At 64.0% G+C, this 21903-nt stretch carries 25 protein-coding genes; 9 read left to right on the top strand and 16 right to left on the bottom strand.

Annotated features, from left to right (window positions below):
• The first annotated feature begins 95 nt into the window (after positions 1–95).
• The 3 genes from ACQ4OD_RS16860 to ACQ4OD_RS16850 all read left to right on the top strand — a co-directional run bounded on the left by ACQ4OD_RS16860 (position 96) and on the right by ACQ4OD_RS16850 (position 1972).
• Positions 96–470: a septal ring lytic transglycosylase RlpA family protein gene (locus ACQ4OD_RS16860; RefSeq protein WP_046856981.1), complete on the top strand. Its 375-nt coding sequence runs from the start codon at positions 96–98 to the stop codon at positions 468–470.
• Between the two features lie 61 nt (positions 471–531).
• Positions 532–1575, top strand: coding sequence for a calcium/sodium antiporter (locus tag ACQ4OD_RS16855; protein WP_110700417.1), 1044 nt, complete (start codon positions 532–534; stop codon positions 1573–1575).
• A 10-nt stretch (positions 1576–1585) separates the two neighbouring features.
• Positions 1586–1972: a carboxymuconolactone decarboxylase family protein gene (locus tag ACQ4OD_RS16850; RefSeq protein ID WP_102682698.1), complete on the top strand. Its 387-nt coding sequence runs from the start codon at positions 1586–1588 to the stop codon at positions 1970–1972.
• Positions 1973–2029: 57 nt separating this feature from the next.
• Here ACQ4OD_RS16850 and ACQ4OD_RS16845 read toward each other — a convergent pair whose 3' ends face one another.
• The 6 genes from ACQ4OD_RS16845 to ACQ4OD_RS16820 all read right to left on the bottom strand — a co-directional run bounded on the left by ACQ4OD_RS16845 (position 2030) and on the right by ACQ4OD_RS16820 (position 5869).
• Positions 2030–2260 carry a hypothetical protein gene (locus ACQ4OD_RS16845; RefSeq protein ID WP_139668812.1) on the bottom strand — a complete coding sequence of 77 codons (231 nt, stop codon included), beginning with the start codon at positions 2258–2260 and terminating at the stop codon, positions 2030–2032.
• On the bottom strand, positions 2257–2958 hold the full coding sequence (locus tag ACQ4OD_RS16840) for a lipopolysaccharide kinase InaA family protein (RefSeq protein WP_198754387.1): 702 nt from the start codon (positions 2956–2958) through the stop codon (positions 2257–2259). The genes ACQ4OD_RS16845 and ACQ4OD_RS16840 overlap by 4 nt, the downstream gene beginning before the upstream one ends.
• A gap of 6 nt (positions 2959–2964) precedes the next feature.
• Positions 2965–3645 (bottom strand): class I SAM-dependent methyltransferase, encoded by a 681-nt coding sequence (locus tag ACQ4OD_RS16835; RefSeq protein ID WP_046856985.1) that lies wholly within the window; start codon positions 3643–3645, stop codon positions 2965–2967.
• 107 nt (positions 3646–3752) lie between these two features.
• Positions 3753–5078 (bottom strand): sensor histidine kinase, encoded by a 1326-nt coding sequence (locus ACQ4OD_RS16830; protein WP_139668808.1) that lies wholly within the window; start codon positions 5076–5078, stop codon positions 3753–3755.
• The gene (gene colR / locus ACQ4OD_RS16825; protein WP_102682693.1) at positions 5068–5751 is read right to left on the bottom strand and encodes a two-component system response regulator ColR; all 684 of its coding nucleotides are present in this window, start codon (positions 5749–5751) and stop codon (positions 5068–5070) included. Before colR ends, ACQ4OD_RS16830 begins: the two co-directional genes overlap by 11 nt.
• Positions 5732–5869 carry a hypothetical protein gene (locus tag ACQ4OD_RS16820; protein WP_177485988.1) on the bottom strand — a complete coding sequence of 46 codons (138 nt, stop codon included), beginning with the start codon at positions 5867–5869 and terminating at the stop codon, positions 5732–5734. The genes colR and ACQ4OD_RS16820 overlap by 20 nt, the downstream gene beginning before the upstream one ends.
• Positions 5870–5931: 62 nt before the next feature.
• Between ACQ4OD_RS16820 and ACQ4OD_RS16815 the strand changes: the two genes are divergently transcribed.
• Positions 5932–6660, top strand: a complete 729-nt coding sequence (locus tag ACQ4OD_RS16815) for a phosphatase PAP2 family protein (protein ID WP_198754386.1) — start codon at positions 5932–5934, stop codon at positions 6658–6660.
• A gap of 83 nt (positions 6661–6743) precedes the next feature.
• Here the strand turns inward: ACQ4OD_RS16815 and groL are convergent, their stop codons facing one another.
• From groL to ACQ4OD_RS16790, 5 genes are all read right to left on the bottom strand, one after another.
• Positions 6744–8384 (bottom strand): chaperonin GroEL, encoded by a 1641-nt coding sequence (gene groL, locus ACQ4OD_RS16810; RefSeq protein ID WP_046856989.1) that lies wholly within the window; start codon positions 8382–8384, stop codon positions 6744–6746.
• 48 nt (positions 8385–8432) lie between these two features.
• Positions 8433–8726: a co-chaperone GroES gene (locus tag ACQ4OD_RS16805; protein WP_003260750.1), complete on the bottom strand. Its 294-nt coding sequence runs from the start codon at positions 8724–8726 to the stop codon at positions 8433–8435.
• A 275-nt stretch (positions 8727–9001) separates the two neighbouring features.
• Positions 9002–9463, bottom strand: coding sequence for an FxsA family protein (locus tag ACQ4OD_RS16800; protein ID WP_102682690.1), 462 nt, complete (start codon positions 9461–9463; stop codon positions 9002–9004).
• A 66-nt stretch (positions 9464–9529) separates the two neighbouring features.
• Positions 9530–10255, bottom strand: a complete 726-nt coding sequence (locus tag ACQ4OD_RS16795; RefSeq protein ID WP_139668804.1) for a HugZ family protein — start codon at positions 10253–10255, stop codon at positions 9530–9532.
• 162 nt (positions 10256–10417) lie between these two features.
• The gene (locus tag ACQ4OD_RS16790) at positions 10418–11425 is read right to left on the bottom strand and encodes a DUF481 domain-containing protein (RefSeq protein WP_102682688.1); all 1008 of its coding nucleotides are present in this window, start codon (positions 11423–11425) and stop codon (positions 10418–10420) included.
• Positions 11426–11577: 152 nt separating this feature from the next.
• On the opposite strand from ACQ4OD_RS16790, the gene ACQ4OD_RS16785 reads away from it, so the two are divergent.
• The gene (locus ACQ4OD_RS16785) at positions 11578–11931 is read left to right on the top strand and encodes an MGMT family protein (protein ID WP_198754384.1); all 354 of its coding nucleotides are present in this window, start codon (positions 11578–11580) and stop codon (positions 11929–11931) included.
• Positions 11932–11975: 44 nt separating this feature from the next.
• Positions 11976–13523, top strand: coding sequence for an AmpG family muropeptide MFS transporter (locus tag ACQ4OD_RS16780; protein ID WP_102682686.1), 1548 nt, complete (start codon positions 11976–11978; stop codon positions 13521–13523).
• Positions 13524–13612: 89 nt separating this feature from the next.
• Here the strand turns inward: ACQ4OD_RS16780 and ACQ4OD_RS16775 are convergent, their stop codons facing one another.
• From ACQ4OD_RS16775 to ACQ4OD_RS16765, 3 genes are all read right to left on the bottom strand, one after another.
• Positions 13613–14851, bottom strand: coding sequence for an MFS transporter (locus ACQ4OD_RS16775; RefSeq protein ID WP_110700435.1), 1239 nt, complete (start codon positions 14849–14851; stop codon positions 13613–13615).
• Between the two features lie 198 nt (positions 14852–15049).
• Positions 15050–15886: a mechanosensitive ion channel family protein gene (locus ACQ4OD_RS16770; protein ID WP_023631294.1), complete on the bottom strand. Its 837-nt coding sequence runs from the start codon at positions 15884–15886 to the stop codon at positions 15050–15052.
• A 113-nt stretch (positions 15887–15999) separates the two neighbouring features.
• Entirely contained in the window at positions 16000–16485 is a 486-nt protein-coding gene (locus tag ACQ4OD_RS16765) for a YajQ family cyclic di-GMP-binding protein (RefSeq protein WP_139668800.1), read from the bottom strand.
• Between the two features lie 101 nt (positions 16486–16586).
• Between ACQ4OD_RS16765 and ACQ4OD_RS16760 the strand changes: the two genes are divergently transcribed.
• Genes ACQ4OD_RS16760 through ACQ4OD_RS16750 form a run of 3 tightly spaced genes read left to right on the top strand, consistent with a single transcriptional unit; the run spans position 16587 to position 20137 of the window.
• Positions 16587–17504 (top strand): putative 2-dehydropantoate 2-reductase, encoded by a 918-nt coding sequence (locus ACQ4OD_RS16760; protein ID WP_430944598.1) that lies wholly within the window; start codon positions 16587–16589, stop codon positions 17502–17504.
• Between the two features lie 37 nt (positions 17505–17541).
• Entirely contained in the window at positions 17542–19569 is a 2028-nt protein-coding gene (locus ACQ4OD_RS16755; RefSeq protein ID WP_102682684.1) for a sensor histidine kinase, read from the top strand.
• Position 19570: 1 nt separating this feature from the next.
• Positions 19571–20137 carry a cob(I)yrinic acid a,c-diamide adenosyltransferase gene (locus ACQ4OD_RS16750; protein WP_430944597.1) on the top strand — a complete coding sequence of 189 codons (567 nt, stop codon included), beginning with the start codon at positions 19571–19573 and terminating at the stop codon, positions 20135–20137.
• 139 nt (positions 20138–20276) lie between these two features.
• Here ACQ4OD_RS16750 and ACQ4OD_RS16745 read toward each other — a convergent pair whose 3' ends face one another.
• Both ACQ4OD_RS16745 and ACQ4OD_RS16740 read right to left on the bottom strand, forming a co-directional pair.
• On the bottom strand, positions 20277–21221 hold the full coding sequence (locus tag ACQ4OD_RS16745) for a Nudix family hydrolase (RefSeq protein WP_198754381.1): 945 nt from the start codon (positions 21219–21221) through the stop codon (positions 20277–20279).
• Complete coding sequence (locus tag ACQ4OD_RS16740; RefSeq protein WP_102682681.1) at positions 21218–21850, bottom strand: glutathione S-transferase family protein; 633 nt, start codon at positions 21848–21850, stop codon at positions 21218–21220. Before ACQ4OD_RS16740 ends, ACQ4OD_RS16745 begins: the two co-directional genes overlap by 4 nt.
• Positions 21851–21903 lie beyond the last annotated feature (53 nt).

The raw sequence follows: 21903 nt of genomic DNA, 5'->3' as shown, positions 1-21903 counted from the left end.
TCGAAGGGGGATCCGGATCGCGGGGCAAGCCCGCTCCCAGATCGTGGGAGCGGGCTTGCCCCGCGATGATTCGAAGTGACAGCGGAGCTTCCGAATTGCTCAAGCGTTCCCTCACCACCCTCGCCCTCTTTACCCTCCTGGCCGGCTGCGCCAGCCATGACATCGACCCTCGCGGCTACGACCAGAGCGGCACCGCCTCCTATTACGGCTCACGCCACCATGGCAAACGCACTGCCAGCGGCGAGCCCTTCAACCAGCATGGCCTCACCGCCGCCCACCGCAGCCTGCCCTTTGGCAGCCGTGTGCTGGTCACCAACCTGGCCAACCAGCGCAGCGTGGTGGTACGCATCAACGACCGTGGCCCGCACACCCGCGGCCGACTGATCGACCTGTCACGCGCCGCCGCAGAAAAAATCGGCATGCTCCGTAGCGGAACCGCGCGAGTCCGGGTACAAGGTCTGAGCGATTGACCTGACTGGAGCCCTCGCCATTTTCGACCTGGCCACCCTCCCCGCCTTCAGCCTGCTGCAACTGGGCCTGGGCTTGCTGCTGATGATCTTCGGTGCCGAGCTGCTGGTACGCGCCGCCCTGCGCCTGGCCGGCCGCCTGCACGTGCGCCCGCTGATCATCGGCCTGAGCCTGGTCGCCTTCGGCAGCACCGCGCCACAGCTGACCGTGAGCCTGCAAGCCGCCTACCAGGGCGCGCCGGATGTCGCGGTGGGCAGCGTCGTGGGCAGCAACATCTTCAACGTGCTGGTGATCCTGGGCCTTGCCGCACTGATCATTCCGCTGCGTGTGTCACGCCAGCTGGTGCGCCTGGATATCCCGCTGATGATCCTCGCCAGCGCCCTGGTCTACCTGCTCGCGCTCAACGGCGAACTGGGGCGGCTGGAAGGCGGCCTGCTGCTGCTCGGCCTGGCCGGTTACCTGGCCATGCTCTGGCATCAGTCGCGGCACTATGCCCGCACCTACCCGGCGCCACGCACCGAGCACGCCAGCCCGCTGCGCTTCTGGAGCGGGGCACTGCTGCAGATCCTCATGGGCCTGGGGCTGCTGAGCCTGGCGGGCCACCTGGTACTGGAGGCAGCCGTCGAGGTGGCGACCGACCTGGGCCTGTCCGAACGCATCATCGGTCTGACCGTGGTCGCGGTTTGCACCTCGCTGCCAGAACTGGCTGCCGCGCTGATCGCGGCCCTGCGTGGCGAACGGGAGATCGCCGTGGGTACGGTGATCGGCAGCAACCTGTTCAACCTGCTGGCGGTGCTGGGGCTGACGGCAGTGACCACCCCCGCCCCCTTGTCGATTTCACCCAATGCACTGGACTTCGACCTGCCGGTGATGCTCGGCGTCGCCGCGCTGTGCCTGCCAGTGTTCTATTCCGGCTACCGGGTCACCCGCGCCGAAGGCCTGGTGTTCTTGTGTCTTTACCTGGCCTACGGCCTGCACGTGGTGACCTTCACCACCGGCCTGCCTCTGGCCGGACGCCTCGAACAGCTGATGCTGTTCTATGTAATGCCACTGCTCGGGGTCGTACTGCTGTACACCACGGTCCGCGCCTGGCGCCGCCAACACTAAGGAAAACAACATGGCTGACAAGAAAAAGACCGGTGAAAGCATCCGTCGCCAGGTAATGGGCGATGCCTTCGTCGATCGCGCCCTGGGCAACGCAACGGCGTTCACCCAACCGCTGCAGGACTTCGTCAACGAACATGCATGGGGCAGCGTCTGGGCTCGCGACGGGTTGCCGCTGAAGACCCGCAGCCTGATCACATTGGCCACCCTGACCGCGCTCAAGTGCCCGCAGGAACTCAAGGGCCACGTGCGTGGGGCGTTGAACAATGGCTGCACGGTCGAGGAGATTCGCGAGGCGCTGCTGCATTGCGCGGTGTATGCCGGGGTGCCGGCGGCGATCGATGCGTTTCGCGCGGCGCAGGAAGTGATCGACAGCTATCAGGCGAGCACCGCGAATTAAACGGCAAAACGCCAGAGACTCATGGAGATCCCCTGGCGTACGTCAAGACCACCTGCCTCAACCCACCGGCCGCAGGCCCTGGCTCATCCCGAACAGAAACAGTAAAAGATCATGATCCGGCTGAGCCTGCGCCTGTTCTGCCTTCACCACACGAGGCAACGGGCACTGCCCACCCTCCCCGGCCTTGCTGAACACCGTGGGCCGCGGCTGCTCCCAGGCTGCCGCCGCAGCGGTGGTCACCGCCAACGCCGCAACCAGGAACAAAGCTCGAGCGATTTCTAGTTTCATTGCTCTAAACCTTTGACAGCGCTGCCAAACGCCATTTGGTAAAAGTAGAGCAAGGTCTGCCACTGCGCCTCGTTGAACGACGAGTGGCGGCGCAATTGACGCAGGTCGTTGTACGCTGCTCGCTGGCAACTGATCCGTCGCCGACATTTCTCCAGATCCAGCAACGCGACCTCCACCCGCGCCTGCTCCCCCTCGCCAAGTACCTTGACGAACACATGCTTGCCGTACAGGCAGCCATGCTGCCAATGCCCCAGGTGCATGCGCGCCAGGTTGTCGGCCAGATCCTTGAGCATGCGCTCGTGCACCGCCTGCGGATAATGCTCGCGAGCTCCCGAGGCATGCCAGGCATCGAGATCGACAAAGCCATCGAGTGCCTCGCTGACCAGCAACGCACGCCACTGGTGATCGGCGTCACGCTCGGCACCGGCATAGACGATACGCGGCACCCGCACGCCCAACTGCTCGAAACTGTGCAATGCATCGAGTTCGCGCAACACCGTGGGGCGCCCGAAAGGATGCAGGAGGCTGCGGTAGATATGCCCGACCTGGCGTTTGGCATACAGCATATGGCCATGGTCATCGTTCAGCCGCTGCACGCCGCTTTCGCCACCACGCCGCTGGTTGGGTTCCTCGACCCATTCCCCTTGCTGCTGCCAGTAATAATCGAACTGCCTGGAATGATGCTGGGCTACCGCCATGACTCTTTACCCCTTGCGCAATACGTACACTCGCCACATGGCATAGAACGGCAGAAAGTCGAGACGTTCCTGAATTCTGAAGCCTGCTGAGGAAAACTCTTCTTCCACTGTAGCCGCAGGTAACACAAATCGGTTCTGGTAGCTGTCCTGTGTCGCCTTGGCACTGCGCCGCGCTTCGAGCTTGCGCCGGCGCCAGGCCTTGAAATTGCCATCCACCCACAGCGACAGGATCACGCTGTCGCGGCTAACCCTTTGAAATTCAGAGAGAATTGTCTTTCGATGCGCAGGGTCGCCAATGTGATGGAACAAGCGCATGCAGAAAATGCTGTCCACCGAGTTGTCCGGCAGGTCAATGGCAAAGGCGGAAGTCTGCAAGGGCCGTACCCGTGCGACGACTTCTGGCGGTTGTGCCGCACAGGCTGTCTCTATCATCGCGGCGGAGTTGTCTGCACCGATGATCACCCGGTTGGCCTTTTCCGCCAGCAGCGGCCAGAAACGCCCGGCGCCACAAGGCAGGTCGAGCACCAGCCCGGGCTCGCCGGCCAACGCCAGGGCGCGCCGGGCCAGCTGCTCGTCGCGCTGGTGGGAAAGGCGTCGAGCCAGGCCATCCTGGTGCTTGAGGAAGTACTGGCGGGCATGATCCCGGTCGTACTTGTCCGAGAATTCGAGTTTGATGGGGCTACGCATTGAGCATCTCCTGACTCCAGTGCGCCCACCTTAGGCAGGTGGGCGTTGGCGTCAGGTCATGCCGATGTGAAAAATCTGTAGGAAAGCTCCGCAGGTGTTACCGGACGTTAATCCGGATCCAATATCCCGCCACGCCCTTCGCCATGCGCCATCGGGGTGCCCTGGCTCAGATCGACCTGGAAACGACAGCCGTGGGGCAGCGTCGCCGTCAGGGTCACGCGCCAGCCCTGGTCGTCGCAGATGCGCTGGACCAGCGACAGGCCCAACCCCAACCCCTCGCCCCGACGCTCGTCACCGCGCACGAACGGCCGGAACATCGCCTCGCGCTGTTCTTCCGGAATCCCCACGCCACTGTCTTCCACACTGAAGCCATTGGCTTCCAGGCTGAGGCGGATGTATCCACTGTCGGTGTAGTGGGCAGCATTGCGCAGCAGGTTGCCCATCACCGACTGCAGGAAGGTGGCGTTGTACAGCACCGGGCTGGCACTGACCTGGCCATCGTAGTAAAGCGCCAGGCCTTTCTGCTCGACGGTATCGCGCCATACCCCGATCAAGTCGTCACCCACCTCGCGCAGGGTCGCCCGCGAAGCGACTGCACCTTCATCGCGCTGGGCACGGGCAAGCATCAGGAAGGTTTTCACCAACTCGCGCATCTCCTCGGTCGCCCGGGCGATACGTTCGACCTGGCTGCGCGCGCGGCTCTCGAGGTTGGGGTTTTCCATCAGCAGCTCGCACGAGGTGGCCAGGACCATCAGCGGCGTGCGCAGCTCGTGGCTGACATCGCTGGTGAACAAGCGCTCACGGGTCAAGGCATCACGCAGGCGCCCCAAGGTATCGTCGAAGGCGACGGCCAACTGGCCGACCTCATCCGCGGCATAATCCGGTGCCAATGGCGGTGCCAATCCCAACAGCTGATCACGGTGACGGACCTGGCGCGCCAGGCGGATCACTGGCGCCATCACCCGCCGGGCCAGCAACCAGCCGAGAATCACCGCCAGGGCCAGGCTGAGCACGAAGCCGACCACGACAACGGCGAACAGCACCCGCTCGCGCTCCTCGAAATCGCTCTGGTCCTGCAACAGCACATAACGTCGGCCATCGACGATCTCGACCATGGCGTGGTACGAGAGCTGGTCGCGAAATACTTCGTGGAAGCCGGCGTTCAGGTGGCGCAGGTCCTTGGGCAGCTCGAAATCATCTCGCCCGCCACTGAAGTAGAACAACTGGTCGGGGCGCGGCCGGTGGCTCCAGTCGCTGACACTGTCCATGCGCAATAGGCGCTGCAGGTCGCCACCGAGCACCGAAGAGATCAACCGCTCTTCGACCAAATGCACCGTGGCGACAATGCCAAAGGCAAATGCCCCGGCCACCAGCGCGCTCATCAGCGCAAAGGCGATGATGATGCGCTGGGCAAGGCTCTGCTTAAACTCCATCGCGGCCCTCGGCGAGGCGATAGCCGACGCCATGGACGGTATGCAATAGCGGTCTTTCGAAGGGTTTGTCGATGACCTGGCGCAATTGGTGGACATGGCTGCGCAGGCTGTCGCTGTCCGGGCAGTCGTCGCCCCACAGCGCCTCTTCCAGCACCTCGCGACGCAGGACGTGGGGGCTCTTCTGCATCAGCACGGCGAGCAGCTTCAGGCCGACGGGGTTGAGCTTGAGCAGGCGGCCCTGGCGGGTCACCTCCAGGGTGTCGAGGTCGTAGCTCAGGTCGGCGACCTGCAAGGTTCGCCGGCCGCCCCCCTGGGCACGCCGCAGCACCGCCTCGATGCGCGCGGCCAGCTCCGACAACGCGAACGGCTTGAGCAGGTAGTCGTCGGCCCCTGAGCGGAAGCCCTGCAGGCGGTCGTCCAGCTGGTCGCGGGCGGTAAGCATGATCACCGGGGTGTCGCGGCGGGCATCCTCGCGCAGGCGCTTGCACAGCGTATAGCCGTCGATGCCCGGCAACATGATGTCGAGCACGATCAGGTCGTAGTGTTCGGTCGCGGCCAGGTGCAGGCCGGACAGGCCATCCTGGGCACAATCGACGGTGTAGCCCTTCATGCCGAGGTAGTCGGCCAGGTTGGCCAGAATATCGCGGTTGTCTTCAACCAAAAGAATGCGCATCGAGATCTCCTGTGCGGCGCTTCGCCGGGCGCGGCAGGCGCAGCTTACGGCCATTTGCCCGCATGGTGCCATGCCCTGGATCGAAATCACCGAACTTGACGGTTTTTTCACCGATCATTCACGAACACAGGATAGCGGCCCAACGACAATGCCCCGTCTCTTACACCTTCTGGAGTCACCATGCAGGCTAGCGTCCCCCCTCGCCCGATCAATTTTTGGCTGTACCTGGGCATCCCATTCATCACTGTCGTGACCCTGGTCCTGCTGGAGTGGACCTCGCTGGACATGGACCTGGCCAACCTGTTCTACGACCCGGCCGCCGGCGCGTTCATCGGCCGCCACAGCTATGTGCTGGAGAATATCCTGCATGACCGCGTCAAGCAGGGTGTGATCCTGTTCGGTCTACTGGCAGTGGCCGGGTTCGCCCTGAGCTTCTTCTGGAGCCGGCTGCTGGGCTGGCGCCGCGAGTTGGGCTGCCTGGTACTGGCGCTGGCGCTGTCGACGGCCTTCGTCACGCCACTGAAGAAGGTGACCCAGGTGCAATGCCCGTGGAGCCTGACGCAGTTCGGTGGCAAGGAGACCTACAGCAAGTTGCTCGAAGCCCGCCCGGCTACCGACAAGCCGGGGCTGTGCTGGCCCGGAGGGCATGCGGCGACCGGGTTCTGCCTGTTTGGCCTGTTCTTCATGCTGCGTGACCGCAAGCCCCGCATGGCACGGGTCGCGCTGGCAGTGGCCTTCGTGGCCGGCTCGGTGCTGTCGATCGGGCGGATGATGCAGGGCGCGCACTTCCTGTCGCACAACGTATGGACGGCGGTGTTCTGCTGGCTGATCGGGCTGGGGTCGTACTACCTGGTGCTGTATCGCCGAAACCGCTGCGAAACACCAGCGGCCGAACACAGCGCTGCCTGATTAACCATCGCGGGGCAAATCTGGCAAACGAAAAAGCCCCGCACTAGGCGGGGCTTCTTCTTGGTACCGGGGGTAAGGCTGGCTTACATCATGCCGCCCATGCCACCCATGCCGCCCATGTCAGGCATGCCAGCAGCTGGCTTGTCTTCCGGCAGGTCGGCAACCATGGCTTCGGTGGTGATCATCAGACCACCGATCGAAGCTGCGGCTTGCAGGGCCGAACGGGTGACCTTGGCTGGGTCCAGGATGCCCATCTCGATCATGTCGCCGTACTCGCCGGTAGCGGCGTTGTAACCGAAGTTACCCGAACCTTGCTTGACCTTGTCAGCGACAACGCTTGGCTCGTCGCCGGCGTTGGCAGTGATCTGGCGCAGCGGCGCTTCGACAGCGCGACGCAGCAGGGCAATACCGACGTTCTGGTCTTCGTTGTCGCCTTTGAGGTCAACGATGGCAGCCAGGGCGCGTACCAGGGCAACACCACCGCCAGGCACCACGCCTTCTTCAACGGCTGCGCGGGTGGCGTGCAGGGCGTCTTCGACGCGGGCTTTCTTCTCTTTCATCTCGACTTCGGTGCCGGCACCGACCTTGATCACGGCAACACCGCCAGCCAGTTTGGCCAGGCGCTCTTGCAGCTTCTCACGGTCGTAGTCCGAAGTGGTGTCGGCAACCTGGGCACGGATCTGGGTGACGCGAGCCTGGATGTCGGACTCTTCGCCAGCACCGTCGATGATGGTGGTGTTTTCCTTGGACAGGATGACGCGCTTGGCGTTACCCAGGTGCTCCAGGGTGGCGGTTTCCAGGGACAGGCCGATCTCTTCGGAGATCACGGTGCCGCCGGTCAGGACAGCGATGTCCTGCAGCATGGCCTTGCGGCGATCGCCGAAGCCTGGCGCCTTGACCGCGGCGACCTTGACGATGCCGCGCATGTTGTTGACCACCAGGGTAGCCAGGGCTTCGCCTTCGACGTCCTCGGCAACGATCAGCAGCGGACGGCCGGCCTTGGCAACGGCTTCCAGAACTGGCAGCAGCTCACGGATGTTGGAGATCTTCTTGTCGACCAGCAGCAGCAGGGCGCCTTCCAGCTCGGCAACCATGGTGTCCGGCTTGTTGACGAAGTACGGCGACAGGTAGCCGCGGTCGAACTGCATGCCTTCGACGACGGACAGTTCGTTTTCCAGGCCCGAGCCTTCTTCAACGGTGATCACGCCTTCCTTGCCGACTTTTTCCATGGCTTCGGCGATGATTTCACCGATGGAGTTGTCGGAGTTGGCGGAGATGGTGCCTACCTGGGCGATGGCCTTGGAATCGGCGCATGGCTTGGACAGGTTCTTCAGCTCGGCGACGACGGCGGCGGTGGCCTTGTCGATGCCGCGCTTGAGGTCCATCGGGTTCATGCCGGCAGCGACGGCTTTCAGGCCTTCGTTGACGATGGCCTGGGCCAGGACGGTAGCGGTGGTGGTGCCGTCACCGGCAGCGTCGTTGGCCTTGGAAGCAACTTCCTTGACCAGCTGGGCGCCCATGTTCTCGAAAGCGTCTTTGAGCTCGATCTCTTTGGCGACGGAAACGCCGTCCTTGGTGATGGTCGGCGCGCCGAAGCTCTTGGCCAGGACCACGTTACGGCCTTTCGGGCCCAGGGTCGCTTTTACCGCGTCAGCCAGAACGTTGACACCAACCAGCATTTTCTTACGGGCGGAATCGCCGAATTTTACGTCTTTAGCAGCCATGATCGTTTAATCCTTGGAATTCTTTGGAGTAACGGGAAGTCGGGGAAATCAGCCTTCGATAACAGCGAGGATTTCGTTCTCGGCCATTACCAGCAGGTCTTCGCCATCGACTTTCACGGTGTTGCTGCCCGAGTAAGGGCCGAAAACCACTTTGTCACCCACTTTCACGGCCAGCGCGCGTACTTCGCCGTTGTCCAGGATGCGACCGGTGCCGACGGCAACGACTTCACCGCGGTTTGGTTTTTCAGCGGCCGAACCCGGCAGGACGATACCGCCAGCGGTTTTCGATTCTTCTTCGCTGCGACGGATGACGACGCGGTCATGCAGAGGACGAAGCTTCATTGTCGATCTCTCCCAAATTGTGGTTTTCATCGGCCGGTGTCAGCACCGGCGGGTTGATTCGATCCGGCGTTGCCGGGGGGTGGCTCGCAAAGGGCGAACCACCTGTGTCATGTCTGGTGTCGCCACCAGAAACCTTGCGGTGACCACATACATGAGGCCGGCAAAATCGATTACAAGGCTTGAAAGGAAATTTTTTCACCACGCCATCGTGAGAGCAGGCTTGGCCCGCGACAGCGCCAGCCATCGCCGACCAAGCCCGCGATCCTCCCTCGGCGTTACTTGTCGCGACGCTCGTACTCGCCCTCGATCACGTTCGGACGGTGGCCGTCATCGCGGGGCTGGGCCTGGAACGGATCATCCTGGAACGCCCGCTGACGCAGGGCCTGCTCTTCGGCGCGGCGGCGCAGACGGCCGGCCACCAGGCGGCGGGTGAACGGCAGCAGGCACAGCAGGCCCAGCACGTCACTGATGAAACCCGGCAGCAGCAACAGGCCGCCACCGACGGTGAGCATCAAGCCCTGGAACATGTCCTCGGCTGGCAGTTCGCCGCGCTGCAGGCTCTCCCGGGCACGCAGGGCGGTAGCCAGGCCGGCCACGCGCATCACCAGCACACCCAGGGCGGAACCGGCGATGATCAGCAGCAACGCTGGGAAGAAGCCAATGGCGGCGCTGACCTTGACGAAGACGAACAGCTCCAGCACAGGAAAAATAAGAAACAGCAGTAGAAAAGCACGCATCAAGGGTTCCTCGACGGAAGAGAATCTTCCTGTAAGACCATCAGATGGATGCCTCGACGCCTGTTTTCAACCCTCGACTTGCGTCGCATCCGGCCATTTTTCAGCGCGCGCCAGTAAAACCAGAGCCTCGCGGACTTGTGTCGGCGTATTGCAAGTAGTTGGGAAAGGCAGCCAGTAAATGCCCTGACCAATACGCAGGTGCATGCCCTCGCTGTCGATACCGACCATGTGCGCCGAGCGCGGCAGCCCCGACAGTTTTACATAGTGTTCAATGGCATTGGCATGGTCGTCATTCATATGCTCAATCATGCTTTTTTCGACCTGGCCCGCAAACGGATTGGCCAACGTCACCTGATCGAGCCAGTGGATCGCGCCGAAACCACCGATGTAACGGTGGCGTACCGGCTCAAGCACCCAGAAGTCGAAATCGTGGGCCTTGTGGTAGTTCGCAGATTCGGGGAAATACCGGTAGTACCGGCTTGCAGCAGCCTCGATGGCGGCATCGTCAGTGAGTTTGCGCGCCTGGGCCATCACCGTCAGGCGTCCGACTGCCTGGACATCTTCGGCGTCGCGCTCACCTACCAGCAGCGAACACTTGGGGTCTTTCTGCAGGTTGTGGGTGTGCTGGGCGATGCGGCTGATGAGGATCAGCGGATGGCCGTCGGCGTCGAGGCAATACGGCACCACCGAGCCGAAGGGGAAACCGGGCATCGATTTGGAATGCGTGGAGAGGACGCCGCGGTATTCCTTGAGCAGCAGTTCCCGGGCGGGGCGAAGGGCGTTGGTACTCACTGTAGGGCTCCTGGCGGCGGACTGGATGGGTGACAAGATAAGCATTATCACCCGCCGCTGCCACTGGGTATGCTGCGCAGACCATCGCCGGCTCCCACAGGAGTCGAAGTGCCCCTGTGGGAGCCGGCTTGCCGGCGATGGGGCGCGCAGCGCCCCTGCGATCTACCAGGTAACGCCGAAACCGGCGGTATAGCGGGTCTTGTCCAGGTCGCTGTCGCGGGTGCCCTTGATCAGGTCCTTTTCCGCCTTGAGGTTGAGCGAAGCCCACTCGGTCACCTTGTAGCGCAGGCCCATCTCGGCATCGAGCGAGTAGTCGGCCACGCCGCCCAGCGGCTTGCCGAATTCGCCATTGGTGAAGAATTCGACCTTCTTGCCGATCAGGTAACGGTTGTAGTCCCACTTCACCGCGGCGGAATAGAAGTTGTCCTTGCCACCGTCGCGGTACTCGAAGTCGGTGCGGTTGATCAGCGAGCCCAGCGAGAACGCGCCGAGCTCGTCATCCCAGAACTGGTAGCCCGGGCCGGTACCGACGGTACGCTGGCGGGCCAGATCCTCGATATGGTCGCGCTTGTATTCCAGGCGCCCCTGCCAGAACCACTTCTCGGTTATGAAGCGGTCTAGCGCGTACTCGGCGCTCCAGTTGTTGGTGGTGGTGACGTCGTCCTTGGTCTCGCGGTTGTATTCGCCCTCGGCGTTGTGCCGCCAGCGGCCATGGCGGGCAGTGGTCTTGAAGCTGACGTCATAGTCGTCGGTGTTGTTCTCGGCGCGCTTGTAGTCCATCGCCACATCGACGTTGCCCTTCCACAGGAAATCCTCGAGCACCGGACGCGGCTTCATGATCTGCTCGATGCTGGCCAGCTCGACGGTCTTCGGTGCCTCGCCGTTGGCCAGGGTCACCTTGCCGGGTTCGGCGGCCTTCAATGCCTTGGCTTTCTCGCCGCTGTAGGCATCTTGCTTGACCAGCAGTTCCTGATCGCTTTCCAGCGTCTGCACCTGTTTCCAGTCCAGGGCGATCGAACCTCCATAGGGGGTCTCCAGCAGCAGCTTGCCGCCGTCGAAGACCTTGATCTTGCCGCTCAGGCGGTCACCGTTCTTCATCCACACGGTATCGGCGAGCACGGGCGTACAAAGGGACGCAGCGATGAGGCACAGCAGGGTTCTAGAAGACATAAGCGCAATATGGGTTCGATTCGACGAAAAAGCCGGGCATTATCCAGATACCGACAACCTGAGCAAGGACAGACCCAGACCATGCCGATGAGTTCCACTCGCATTTGCCGGAACCTTCTGTCCGGTTTCATCTGCAGCACAGGGATCTTCTGATGTACGCCCTCGATCCGCCCGCTGCGCAGGATGCACAAGCCCGACGAATGGCACTGTATTCCGTCCTCGGCCAAGTACCGCCGGGGAAGGTCGTCAGCTACGGACAACTCGCCGAGCTTGCAGGCCTTGGCCGCGCGGCGCGGTGGGTAGGACGCACACTTTCGCAGCTACCCCAGGACACCCGCCTGCCCTGGCACCGGGTACTGGGCGCGGGTGGCAGGTTGAGCCTGGCCCTGGGCACGCCGTCTGGCGACGAACAACGCGCCCGGCTGCGCGCAGAAGGCGTGAATGTGGCCAATAATCGTGTGGATATGGCGCGCCATGGCTGGCGTCCGATGGAGCACAGCGGTTAGAGTGCGCGCTTTGTTTTCGCAAACCTTGAGGCAGATGTTGGCCCATGCCCCGTAAAACCTGGCGCGCTGCGCTCGCTGCCTATGCCAGCCCGTCAACTTTGGTACTTTTGCTGCTCGGATTCGCCGCCGGCCTGCCGTACATGCTGGTGTTCTCGACGCTGTCGGTGTGGCTGCGCGAAGCCGGCGTGGCCCGCGAGACCATCGGCTATGCCAGCCTGATCGGCCTCGCCTACGCGTTCAAATGGGTCTGGTCGCCACTGCTCGACCAGTGGCGCCTGCCGCTGCTCGGCGGCATGGGCCGGCGCCGTTCCTGGCTGCTGTTGTCGCAACTGCTGGTGGTGCTCGGGCTGGTCGGCATGGGCTTCTGCGACCCGCAGAAACACCTGTCGTGGCTGGTCGCCCTGGCGGTACTGGTGGCCTTCGCCTCGGCGACCCAGGACATCGCCGTCGACGCCTATCGCCTGGAGATCGCCGACGACCAGCGCCAGGCTGCCCTGGCTGCCAGCTACATGGCCGGCTACCGGGTCGCCGCCCTGCTTGCCACCGCCGGTGCACTGTTCTTCGCCGAGTGGTTCGGCTCCACCGGTTTCAGCTACCTGCACGAAGCCTGGACCGGCACCTACGTATTGTTCGGCGTGCTGATGCTGCCGGCGGTGTTCACCACCCTGGTGATGCGTGAGCCCCCCGTCCCCCTGCGTACCCAGCTGTCGGCCGCACGCTATGGCTTGATGCACCAGTTGGCGTCGGTGTTCGTGCTGATCATCCTGCTGGTCTCGGTACCGGCCAGTTTCACCCAGATGTTCAACACCGACTGGGGCAGCGTGGCGTTCGGCGACGCGACCCTGCTCGACCTGCTGCTCGAAGACCGCGCCTTCCTGCGCCTGATCCTCTATGTACTGCTGACCTGGGCGTGCCTGTCGTCCCTTGGCCGTCGCGGCCTGGCGCCGGTGCTCACGCCGGTCAACGACTTCATCGTGCGCTATCGCTGGCAGGCCCTGCTGCTGCTCGGGCTGATCGCCACCTACCGCATGTCGGATACGGTGATGGGCGTGATGGCCAACGTGTTCTACATCGACATGGGCTTCACCAAGGACCAGATCGCCAGCGTCAGCAAGATCTTCGGCCTGATCATGACCCTGGTCGGCGCTGGCGCCGGCGGCCTGCTGATCGTGCGCTTCGGTATCCTGCCGATCCTGTTCATCGGCGGCGCGGCCTCGGCGGCCACCAACATCCTGTTCCTGATGCTGGCCGACATGGGCCCGAACCTGGAAATGCTGGTGGTCACCATTTCGCTGGACAACTTCAGTTCGGGGCTCGCCACCTCGGCCTTCGTCGCCTACCTGTCGAGCCTGACCAACCTGAAGTTCTCGGCCACCCAGTACGCCCTGCTCAGCTCGATCATGCTGCTGCTGCCGCGCCTGATCGGCGGCTATTCCGGGGTCATGGTGGAGAAATTCGGCTATCACGACTTCTTCCTGGTCACCGCCCTGCTGGGCGTGCCGACGCTGGTGCTGATCGCGCTGCACTGGCGCCAGGAAGTCGGTCGGGGAAAGCCGGCGCCGGTGGAGAGCCCGGCAGCTGAACAACACTAAGCCATCATCGGCCTTATCGCGGGGCAAGCCCGCTCCCACGCATACTTTCTTTGGGCACTGCGTGGGAGCGGGCTTGCCCCGCGATGCGTCTAGCCTGCAACCACCGCACGGCGCCTGCCGATCACGAACCACAACGGCCACAGCGCCAACGCACCCGCCACGCCCGCGGCCAGGGCAAAATGCATCAGGCTCGCACCGGCACCCAGCATCGCCAACACCGCGCCGCCCAGGCCCAGCAGGGCGATGGTGATCATCCCCAGCATTGCCGACACCAGGCCCTTGCTCTGCTCGCTGGAGAACAGCGTCATGCGGTACAGCACCGCGTTGGCGACGCCCAGACCCAGCGCGTACAGCGACATGCCGGCCACCACACTGGTCACCGTCGGCCAGAACCAGGTGGCCGCGACCATCAGCGCCAGGCCCGCCAGGTAAGGCCACAGGGCGCCACGCACCAACGCCGGCAGCGGGTAGCGATCGGCGATGCGGTTGATGATCAGGTTGCCCAGGATCAACCCGCCGAACACCGGCAGTTGCCACAATGCGTATTCCATCGTGCTCAGACCTTCATCATGGATCAGCAGCACAGGTGACAGGCCGATCCAGCCGATAAGGGGCAACCCCACCAGCCCCAGCGCCGCGCTACCGGCCACGAAACGACGGTTGCCCAGCAACTGACCGTAACCCGCCAGCAATGGCAGCAGGTGGATGGGCGTGAACGGCAGGCGCGAACCGTCGCGGCGCTCCACGCCCAGGGTTTCCGGCATCAGCCGGTAGAGCAGCAGCCAGCACAGCACCGCGCCGGCGGCGAAGGCCACGAACAGCCAGCGCCAGTCCAGCCACTGCAGCATCAAGGTGCCCACCAGCGGGCCAAGCAACGGCGACAGCAGCGCGATGTTGGCCAGCAGCGCCATCATGCGCACCGCGTCGGCCTCGCTGAACGCCTCGTTAAGCGCCGGATAGCTGACCGTGACCACAAAGCCCAGGCCGATGCCCTGCAACAGCCGCAACAGGTTGAACACACCAATATCCTGCGCCCAGAAGGCCGCCAGGCACGCCAGCCCGAAGAACACACAGCCCCCCAGCAACAGCGGGCGCCGGCCATAGCGGTCGGCCAACGGGCCGATCAGCCACTGCAGCAGCACGCCACCCAGCAGGTAGAGGTTGAGGGCATGGGGAATGTATTCGGGGCTGGCCTGGAGATCGCCGACCACTACCGGCATGGCGGGCATGACCGCGTCGCTGGCCAGGTAGGTCAACAGTTCGAACAGCGCCAGGGTCAGGCCGAACAGCAAGGCGCGCAGGGGGGTGATATACAGCAGAGGTTTCATGGCGAACATCGGGTTGGCAGGCAAGATCAGGGTGTATGCCAGATATGGCAGCGCCTGGCTGTGAACAAGTGTAAAAAACAGGGCCGCTTCGCGCCCCATCGCCTGCAAGCCGGCTCCTACAGGTTGACCATTGACCCTGTGGGAGCCGGCTTGCCGGCGATGGGGCGCGAAGCGGCCCCGATTTCGCGGACGCTTATGTTACGCCACGGTCTCCTGCACCACGCGAATCACTCGCTGCGGAAACGGAATGTCGATCCCTTCTGCCTTGAGCCGGTCGCGGGCATGCTCGTTGAGCATGAACATCACGTCCCAGTAGTCGGCGGTCTTGGTCCAGATGCGCAGCGACACGGTGATCGAGCTGTCACCCAGGGTCGAAATAACCGCCTGCGGCGCCGGGTCCTGCAGCACACGCGGATCCTGGGCCAGCTCCAGCAGTACATTGCGCGCCTTCTGCAGGTCGGCGTCGTAATCCACACCCACGTCGAACACCACCTTGCGGGTCGGCTGGCGGTTGGTGTTGGTGATGATGCCGTTGGAGAGGCTGCCGTTAGGCATGATCACGGTCTTGTTGTCGCCGGTGCGCAGCACGGTGTGGAAGATCTGGATGCTGTCCACGGTGCCACTGACACCTTGGGCCTCGATCCAGTCACCGATACGGAACGGACGGAACATCAGGATCAGCACACCACCGGCGAAGTTGGCCAGGCTGCCTTGCAAGGCCAGGCCGATGGCCAGGCCGGCGGCACCGATGGCGGCGACGAACGAGGTGGTCTCGATACCGATCATCGACGCCACGCTGACCATCAGCAGCACCTTCAGCACGATGTTGGCCAGGGTGCTGATGAAGCCCTGCAGCGCCGCGTCTGCACGCAGGCCGACCAGCTTGCCCAGGCGGGCACTGAGCTTGTTGATGATCCACCAGCCGATGGCCAGGGTCAGCAGCGCCAGCAACAGGCGGCTGCCGTACTCCATGATCAAGGGAACCCAGGTCTGCGATTGGCGAACCAGCTGATCGACTTCAGCGTTCAAATCCATGTTTATCTCCTGATGCCGAACGGCAAGTACACAGTGAAGCGGGCAACACAAAGCCAGCGGCCCGGACCCCGATGGACATCAATGCGCCATCAAGGTTCCGGGCCGCCGTGCGATCAGTCGCGGAAGTTGTTGAACTGCAGCGGCATGTCGAATTCCTTCGCGCGCAACGCGGCGATGGCCTCCTGCAGGTCGTCACGTTTCTTGCCGGTGACGCGTACCTGCTCGCCCTGGATCGAGGCCTGGACCTTGAGCTTGGCGTCCTTGATGTGGGCAACGATCTTTTTCGCCAGTTCCTTGTCGATGCCTTCGCGGAACTTGGCTTCCTGCTTCATCTCCTTGCCGGACGGATAGGCGTCCTTCACTTCCAGGCACTTGACGTCGATCTTGCGCTTGACCAGAGCCAGACGCAGGATTTCGACCATCGACTCGAGCTGGAACTCGGCCTCGGCGGTCAGCATCACGGTCTGCTCCTTGTCCTTGAACTCGAAGCTGCCCTTGCCCTTGAGGTCATAGCGGCGGTCCAGTTCCTTCACCGCGTTGTCCACGGCGTTGGTGACTTCGTGCTTGTCCAGTTCCGATACCACGTCGAACGAAGGCATGGGGTTCTCCATAAAAAAACAGCGCGCTCAGCTTGAAGATGGAGCGCGTCAGGGTTAGGGGGTTAAAATGCGGACTCATTATAACGGGTTGCGAAACGCAGATGAGCAGCACCTGGCATATTCTCGGCGCCGGCAGCCTCGGCAGCCTCTGGGCCTGTCGCCTGGCCCGCGCCGGCAAGGCGGTTCGCCTGATCCTGCGCGACCAGCAGCGCCTGGCCGCCTATGAACGCAAGGGCGGGCTGACCCTGGTGGAGCAGGATGCCCAGCACCACTATGCGATCCCTGCGGAGAGCTTCGACGCGCCCGGCCCGATCCATCGCCTGCTGGTCGCCTGCAAGGCCTACGACGCCGCGCCTGCCGTGGCGCGCCTGGCCCCCAGGCTGGCCCATGGCGCCGAGCTGGTACTGTTGCAGAACGGCCTGGGCAGCCAGGACGAGGTTGCCGAGCAGGTGCCCCACGCCCGCTGCATCTTCGCCTCCAGCACCGAGGGCGCGTTCCGCGAAGCCGACTGGCAGGTTCGCTTTGCCGGCCACGGCTTCAACTGGCTGGGTGATCCGGCCAGCCCCGGCATGCCATCCTGGTTCGACGACCTGCACGACGCCGGCATACCGGCCCAGTGGGCGCTCGACATCCCTGCTCGCCTGTGGCGCAAACTGGCGCTCAACTGTGCGATCAACCCGCTGACGGTACTGCACGACTGCCAGAATGGCGGCCTGCTCGGGTACCTGACCGAAGTCGACCCACTGTGCGACGAACTGGTCAACCTGCTGCACCGTTGCGGCCAGCCCGAAGCGGCCAGCGACCTGCACGAGGAAGTACAGCGGGTGATCCTGGCCACCGCGGCCAACTACTCTTCCATGTACCAGGATGTCCGCCATGGCCGGCGCACCGAGGTCCAATACCTGCTCGGCCACGCCTGCCGCGCCGCTGGCCGACACGGCCTGGCAGTGCCGCAACTGGAACACCTGCACCGGCGCCTGGTCGATAACCTGCAGGCGCGTGGCCTGCGCAGCGACTGATTCTGCCCATTCATCGGATACGGACACCCTCAGACCCATGACCCTGCGTCAACGCCTGGAAAACCTACCGGTCGGGCAGAAGCTGCTGGCGGCCTTGCTGGTGCTGCTGGTGACCATCCTGCTGGTGGCCAACCTCGCCTTCATCAGCGCCGCTTACTGGATCACCCAGGAGAGCATGGCGCCCCAAGCCCTGCAGACCATCGGCAAGCTGGTGTCCAACCCGCAGCTGTCCTCACGGGCCGGCGACTCGCCGGAAGCCGCCACGGCGCTACTGAAGGAGCTCGACAGCTACTCGCCATTGCGCGCGGCGGCCATCTACGGCGGCGACGGGCGCCTGCTGGCGCAACTGCAACATGGCGAGCCGCTGAGCCTGCCCAAGCGCTACCGCAACATCGATGGCTGGCGCCTGATGGAGTTTCGCAGTACCCAGCTGATCCGCCTGCCACGCAACGCCGCGCCCCCCGCACACCTGCTGCTGGTGGCCAGCAGTGAACTACCCACGGCGTTCTACACCGGCACCCTCTCCGCCAGCCTGGCCATCCTGGTGTTCAGTGTGCTGCTGTGGCTGCTCATCGCCCGGCAGATCAAGCGCCTGATCACCCTGCCGATCAATCGCCTCGAAGAACTGACCCGCCAGGTCACCCGCGAGGAAAGCTATGCCCTGCGCGCCCAGCGCGGCAATGACGACGAAATCGGCGGCCTGGCCGAGGCGTTCAATACCATGCTGTCGCGCATCGAAGCCCGCGAGCAGCAGCTCAAGCGCACCCGTGACGAGTTCCAGGATGCCTATGACCAGGCCCAGGGCCTGGCCGAGGAAACCCGCCATACCAACCGCAAGCTGGAACTGGAAGTCCAGGTGCGCAGCAAGATCGAGAAAAAACTCACCGGTTTCCAGAACTACCTGAACAGCATCATCGACTCGATGCCCTCGGCGCTGATCGCCCTCGACGAACAGCTCTACGTCACCCAGTGGAACCACGAGGCCACGGTGCTCTCCGGGACACCGCTGGACGAAGCGCTGAACCAGCCGATCTTCCTCGCATTCGAGCCGCTCAAGCCGTTCTTGCCGCAGCTCAAGGAGAGCGTGGAGAAGCACCGGGTCGCCAAGGTCGAGCGCGTCACCTGGCCCAAGGGCGAGGACCTGCGCCACTACGCGCTGACCTTCTACCCGCTGATGGGCGGTGGCGGACGCGGCGTGGTGATCCGTATCGACGACATCACCCAGCGTCTGTCACTGGAAGAAATGATGGTGCAGTCCGAGAAGATGCTCTCGGTCGGCGGCCTGGCCGCCGGCATGGCCCACGAAATCAACAACCCGCTGGGCGCGATCCTGCACAACGTGCAGAACATCCGCCGCCGCCTGTCGCCGGACCTGCCGCGCAACCAGGAGCAAGCCAGCGAGCTGGGCATCGACCTGCCAGCCGTCAATCGCTACCTGGACAGCCGCGAAGTGCCACAGTTGCTCGACGGCATCCAGCAAGCCGGCGCACGGGCCGCCAAGATCGTCACCCACATGCTCAGTTTCAGCCGTCGCAGCAACCGTCAACTCGCCCCTTGCGACCTGCCGGCGTTGATCGACCAGGCGGTGGAGATCGCCGGCAACGACTTCGACCTGGCCATCGGCTTCGACTTCAAGGGCCAGGCCATCGTCCGCCAGTTCGACCCACAGCTGGGGCCGGTGCCCTGCACCGCCAACGAACTGGAGCAGGTGCTGCTGAACCTGTTGAAGAACGCCGCCCAGGCCATCCACCAGCGCCCGCAACCCAGCGAGCCCGGGCGTATTACCTTGCGCACCCGGCTCAACCCGCCCTGGGCGGAAATCCAGGTCGAGGACAACGGCGTCGGCATGCCCGAGACGGTGCGCAAGCGCACCTTCGAGCCGTTCTTCACCACCAAGGAGATCGGCCAGGGCACCGGCCTGGGCCTGTCGGTGTCGTACTTCATCATCACCAACAACCACAAGGGGCAGATGGAAGTACAGTCCACCCCGGGCCAGGGCACCTGCTTCACCCTGCGCCTGCCCCTGAACCAGGCCCAACCGGCCCCCCTGAACACGGAGACATGACATGGGCTATCGCCTGTCGAAGATCTATACGCGCACCGGCGACAAAGGTGAAACCGGCCTGGGCGACGGGCGCCGAGTGCCCAAGGACCATCCGCGCGTCGAGGCAATCGGCGAGGTGGACAGCCTCAACAGCCAGCTCGGCGTGTTGCTGGCGGGTCTGGCCGAGGCAGGGTTGGGCGAGCTGATCGAGGTGCTGGCGCCTTGTCAGCATCGGCTGTTCGACCTGGGGGGCGAGTTGGCGATGCCCAGTTACCAGGCGCTGAACAGCATTGAAGTGGAGCGCCTGGAGGCCGCGATTGACCGCTGGAACGACGAGTTGGGGCCACTGAAGAACTTCATCCTGCCGGGTGGGTCGGCACTGGTGGCCCAGGCGCATGTGTGCCGCAGCCAGGCGCGGGCGGCGGAGCGGCGGTGTCAGCAGTTGAATGCCATTGAGCCGCTGGAAGGGGTGGGATTGGCGTATATCAACCGGTTGTCGGATCTGTTGTTCGTGGCAGCGCGGATCATTGGGCGACGGCAAGGCATTGCTGAAGTACTGTGGCAGGCGGCCGAGAAGCCTCAGGGCTGAAATCGCCGGGGCTGCTTTGCAGCCCTTTCGCCGGCAAGCCGGCTCCCACAGTTACATCGCCGACCTTCGGTCAGTGGCGAACCTGTGGGAGCCGGCTTGCCGGCGAAAGGACCGCAAAGCGGTCCCTCTCACGAGTGACTCAAATCTCGGGCCAGAACGCCCGAATCCCCGCCACGCCCTGAGCACCGGCATCCCACGCCTGTTCCCGCTCACCCGGCCCGACCCCACCCAACAGGAACACCGGGCGGCTGATCGTGCCGATCAAGCGCTGCGCCTCATCCCAACCGAGCGGTGTGGCATCCGGATGCGTCTGGGTCGCCTGCACCGGCGACAGGGTGACGAAATCCACCCCCATCTGCTCGGCCAATGCCAGCTCCTCGGCACTGTGGCAGGACGCTGCCAGCCAGCGCTCCTGCGGGAATGGCCGGCCCTTGGCCGCGTACTTGCGCAACTGCGCGGCGGTCAGGTGCCAGCCGGCCGACGGGAAGTCGCCCAGCCATTCCAGCGGCCCCTTGAGCATGAGTTGCGCCTTGCCTGCGCACAGGCCAACCGCGTCGACCGCCACATCGCGGTACTTCGGGTCGTACATGTCCGGTGCCCGTAACTGGATCAGCCTGATACCGCTGGCCACGGCCTTCTGGATACCCTTGAGCAACTCGGGCACTTCCAGACCGTCCGGGGTGATCAGGTATTGATCGGGCAAACGCGCGGCGGAGACGATCGGCTTGTTGGCCTCGGGGAACGCATACTGCCCCAGGTCACGCGGAGCCACCCACGCCAAAGGCTGCCCTTCTGCCCCATGTGGCTCACCGGTAAAGCCATCCACCTCTCGCACATCCAGCAACACCTGCTTGTCCGGGTAATCGTGGCTGACCTTGATCAGCGGGCGCGAACCCGTGACCTCGATACCCAGTTCCTCGCGCAGCTCACGGGCCAGCGCCGCTTCGACGCCCTCCCCCGCTTCCACCTTGCCGCCGGGGAACTCCCACAAGCCGCCTTGATGCTGAGTATCCGCACGACGGGCGATCAGGATGCGACCATCGGCACCACGGATGACCGCTGCCACTACATGAATCCGCTTCACCCTTCACGCTCCGCCAGGCCAGCCTGCTGCCAAGCCTGGAAGGCCGGCCACTGGTAGATGGTTTCGATATAGGCGGCGGCCTCGGCCGGCACCTCGACGCGGTAGGTGCGCAGGCGCACGGCCACCGGGGCGAAGAAGGCATCGGCCAGGGTCGGCCGGCCAAACAGGAATGGGCCACTATCTTTGGCCACCAGGCGGCACTCGGACCACAGGGCGACCATGCGGTCGATGTCGACCTGCACATCCAGCGGCACGCTTTCCAGCGCCTGGTCGCGGGACAGGTCGAACGGCATGGCGCCGCGCAGGGCGAAGAAGCCGCTGTGCATCTGGGCACAGGCCGAACGCGCCTGGGCACGGGCCGCGATGTCGTCCGGCCACAGGCATGCTTGCGGATGCTGCTCGTTGAGGTACTCGGCGATGGCCAGGGAATCAGCGATGACGCCATGCTCGGTCTTGAGCAGCGGCACCTTGCCTGTGGCCGAGAACGCCAGCAGGCGCTGGCGGGTATCGGGCTGGTTGAGTTTGATCAGGGTTTCTTCGTAGGGCACGCCGGCCAGGTCAAGGGCCAGGGCGCCGCGTAGCGACCAGGAGGAATACAGCTTGTCGCCGATGATCAGGTGATAGCTCATGGTTCGGCTCCATGTTGCGGGCAGTGTGCGGTAATCGCGGGGCAAGCCCGCTC

The sequence above is a fragment of the Pseudomonas sp. WC1 genome (assembly GCF_050586565.1).
Classification (GTDB): domain Bacteria; phylum Pseudomonadota; class Gammaproteobacteria; order Pseudomonadales; family Pseudomonadaceae; genus Aquipseudomonas.
This window is presented reverse-complemented; position numbering and strand designations above follow the sequence as displayed.

Excerpts from the sequence above, each read along its gene's own strand:
- ACQ4OD_RS16765 (WP_139668800.1), bottom strand. The coding sequence starts at position 16,485 with ATGCCTTCGTTCGACGTGGTATCGGAACTGGACAAGCACGAAGTCACC.
- ACQ4OD_RS16845 (WP_139668812.1), bottom strand. The coding sequence starts at position 2,260 with ATGAAACTAGAAATCGCTCGAGCTTTGTTCCTGGTTGCGGCGTTGGCG.
- ACQ4OD_RS16800 (WP_102682690.1), bottom strand. The coding sequence starts at position 9,463 with ATGCGTGCTTTTCTACTGCTGTTTCTTATTTTTCCTGTGCTGGAGCTG.
- groL (WP_046856989.1), bottom strand. The coding sequence starts at position 8,384 with ATGGCTGCTAAAGACGTAAAATTCGGCGATTCCGCCCGTAAGAAAATG.
- ACQ4OD_RS16850 (WP_102682698.1), top strand. The coding sequence starts at position 1,586 with ATGGCTGACAAGAAAAAGACCGGTGAAAGCATCCGTCGCCAGGTAATG.
- ACQ4OD_RS16815 (WP_198754386.1), top strand. The coding sequence starts at position 5,932 with ATGCAGGCTAGCGTCCCCCCTCGCCCGATCAATTTTTGGCTGTACCTG.
- ACQ4OD_RS16760 (WP_430944598.1), top strand. The coding sequence starts at position 16,587 with ATGAGCAGCACCTGGCATATTCTCGGCGCCGGCAGCCTCGGCAGCCTC.
- ACQ4OD_RS16835 (WP_046856985.1), bottom strand. The coding sequence starts at position 3,645 with ATGCGTAGCCCCATCAAACTCGAATTCTCGGACAAGTACGACCGGGAT.
- ACQ4OD_RS16740 (WP_102682681.1), bottom strand. The coding sequence starts at position 21,850 with ATGAGCTATCACCTGATCATCGGCGACAAGCTGTATTCCTCCTGGTCG.
- ACQ4OD_RS16830 (WP_139668808.1), bottom strand. The coding sequence starts at position 5,078 with ATGGAGTTTAAGCAGAGCCTTGCCCAGCGCATCATCATCGCCTTTGCG.
- colR (WP_102682693.1), bottom strand. The coding sequence starts at position 5,751 with ATGCGCATTCTTTTGGTTGAAGACAACCGCGATATTCTGGCCAACCTG.
- ACQ4OD_RS16840 (WP_198754387.1), bottom strand. The coding sequence starts at position 2,958 with ATGGCGGTAGCCCAGCATCATTCCAGGCAGTTCGATTATTACTGGCAG.
- ACQ4OD_RS16775 (WP_110700435.1), bottom strand. The coding sequence starts at position 14,851 with ATGAAACCTCTGCTGTATATCACCCCCCTGCGCGCCTTGCTGTTCGGC.
- ACQ4OD_RS16780 (WP_102682686.1), top strand. The coding sequence starts at position 11,976 with ATGCCCCGTAAAACCTGGCGCGCTGCGCTCGCTGCCTATGCCAGCCCG.
- ACQ4OD_RS16755 (WP_102682684.1), top strand. The coding sequence starts at position 17,542 with ATGACCCTGCGTCAACGCCTGGAAAACCTACCGGTCGGGCAGAAGCTG.
- ACQ4OD_RS16785 (WP_198754384.1), top strand. The coding sequence starts at position 11,578 with ATGTACGCCCTCGATCCGCCCGCTGCGCAGGATGCACAAGCCCGACGA.
- ACQ4OD_RS16770 (WP_023631294.1), bottom strand. The coding sequence starts at position 15,886 with ATGGATTTGAACGCTGAAGTCGATCAGCTGGTTCGCCAATCGCAGACC.
- ACQ4OD_RS16805 (WP_003260750.1), bottom strand. The coding sequence starts at position 8,726 with ATGAAGCTTCGTCCTCTGCATGACCGCGTCGTCATCCGTCGCAGCGAA.
- ACQ4OD_RS16790 (WP_102682688.1), bottom strand. The coding sequence starts at position 11,425 with ATGTCTTCTAGAACCCTGCTGTGCCTCATCGCTGCGTCCCTTTGTACG.
- ACQ4OD_RS16820 (WP_177485988.1), bottom strand. The coding sequence starts at position 5,869 with ATGATCGGTGAAAAAACCGTCAAGTTCGGTGATTTCGATCCAGGGCAT.
- ACQ4OD_RS16750 (WP_430944597.1), top strand. The coding sequence starts at position 19,571 with ATGGGCTATCGCCTGTCGAAGATCTATACGCGCACCGGCGACAAAGGT.